Origin of the sequence: Clostridium bornimense, from assembly GCF_018917145.1 — a bacterium.
GTDB classification, from domain to species: domain Bacteria; phylum Bacillota; class Clostridia; order Clostridiales; family Clostridiaceae; genus Clostridium_AN; species Clostridium_AN bornimense_A.
The window spans coordinates 1-1,920 of record NZ_JAHLOD010000108.1; the positions used below are offsets into that span (position 1 = coordinate 1).

Consider the following 1,920-nt stretch of genomic DNA (forward strand, 5'->3'; position numbering starts at 1 on the left):
ATCGTTCTATTGAGCGAAAACACACACACCCTCGGAAAACGCACCATTACAACCAAAAATCCTGTATTTAGATTGTAAAATCCAAATACTAGAAACAAGTCCGTTTAACCGCGGATTTATTTAGTATACCATTTTTTCTGATATCTTTAAAGTGATATTATAAAAAAGTTATATGGAATTTATAAACATTCCTTAATTTGACGACATTGAGTGCACAGTTCACAGTTCACAGGTTATGCATTAAATACAATTGTAACTTTAGCCGTCCGCAGGACTAAAATATTTTCCTTTTAGGGAAAATTAACCTTACTTGTGCCCTGTGTCATCTAACCTGTGCCCTGTTTTCTGCCATAATAAAAGGAGGTATCGCTAACAACTTTTTATTTGTTAATGCGACACCTCCTTTTACATTTACTGTGAAATTGTGCACTGAGTTTATCTTGTTATATTTTTAAGCCATATATATGATCTAAATCTATAGGTAGTTAAAAATATTTTTATTACTTCATCACACATTAATATCATATATACTATTGTGACATTTAGATTAAATACAAATGCTGATAGTGCTCCAAATAGTATTGAACATCCCCACATTGTGGTAACATCTATAAGTAATCCAAATTTTGTGTCACCGCCAGCTCTAAAAACGCCTACCACCATAGTGGTATTGTAAGATTGGCATACAACAAAGTAGGACATGACGAACATCATAGCACTTAAGTAACCTTCCGCTATAGGGGAAAGATTCATGGTATTCATTGCAATAGGTCTAACTATTAGAATTATTAGGGCACCGAGTAAGCCAGTGGCAATACTTAGTTTTACAAATCTTTTTCCATAAGATTTAGCTTCTTCGAGTTTGTTTTCTCCAATAGCTTTTCCAAGGATTATTGCAGTGGCAGTAGATATTCCAAAGGCCACTACGGTAGCTAATTGTCTAGTAACTTGTGCTATAGAATTTGCTGCAGCAGCTTGGCTACCAAGATGACCAATTATGGCAGAATTCATTGATGTTCCAAGTCCCCACATAAGTTCATTTATAGTTACTGGAATAGAAAATTTTAAAAAGTCATTAAATAGTAATTTATCTGTTTTGAAAATATATTTAAATTTAAATTTTACAATATGATTGTATTTATAAGCATAAATAAGAATAATTATCAGTTCTGTTATACGGGCAATAGTAGTAGCTAAAGCGGCGCCTCTAATACCTAGAGCAGGAAAGCCAAATTTACCAAATATAAAGATGTAATTAAAAATTGTATTGATTATTAAAGATGTAAAGTAAACAAAAGTGGCTATTTTCACCTTTTCAACACTTCTCATAATATTAAGATATATCATTGTTATAGATGAAAAAATATAAGAGAAACATACAATTCTAAGATATTTAGCACCTTCTAGAATAACTTCTTTTTCTGATGAAAAAATATGCATAAGAGCTTGTGGAAAGAAGAATGTTATTATGGTAAATGCTATAGAAACAATAAGTGAAAATCTAAGAGAAATTCCGAGCACTTTTTCTATAGTATCTATGTCTTTTTTTCCCCAATATTGAGCTGTTAGTACTGCAGCACCAGAAGTTATACCAAAAAAAATCAATGTCATAATGTATTGGATTTGTCCTGCTAAGGATGAAGCAGAAAGAACAGTTTCACTTAGTTTTCCAAGCATTATAACATCTACAGAGGTTACTGCAACATTTATTAAATTTTGTAATGCAATAGGTATTACTAATGCAAATACCATTCTGTAAAAGTTTTTCGTATCATTCATAATTTAATCCCCCAAAAGTTGTAGATAGTGTAAAATTTATTTACACTTCTTTCTTTAAAAATCTTTATATATCAAGGTTTTAGAAGTTTTTTTGCATAAAAAAACAACGACCCCCTGATTTCTATGTTAAAATTGAATCTA

At 31.0% G+C, this 1,920-nt stretch carries 1 protein-coding gene; it reads right to left on the reverse strand.

Annotated features, from left to right (window positions below):
- Positions 1-435: 435 nt before the first annotated feature.
- Positions 436-1,779 (reverse strand): MATE family efflux transporter, encoded by a 1,344-nt coding sequence (locus KQI30_RS16675; RefSeq protein ID WP_216464469.1) that lies wholly within the window; start codon positions 1,777-1,779, stop codon positions 436-438.
- Positions 1,780-1,920: the final 141 nt, after the last annotated feature.

What these genes read in the sequence shown, in the direction of transcription:
- KQI30_RS16675 (WP_216464469.1), bottom strand. Translation starts at nt 1,779, where the DNA reads ATGAATGATACGAAAAACTTTTACAGAATGGTATTTGCATTAGTAATA.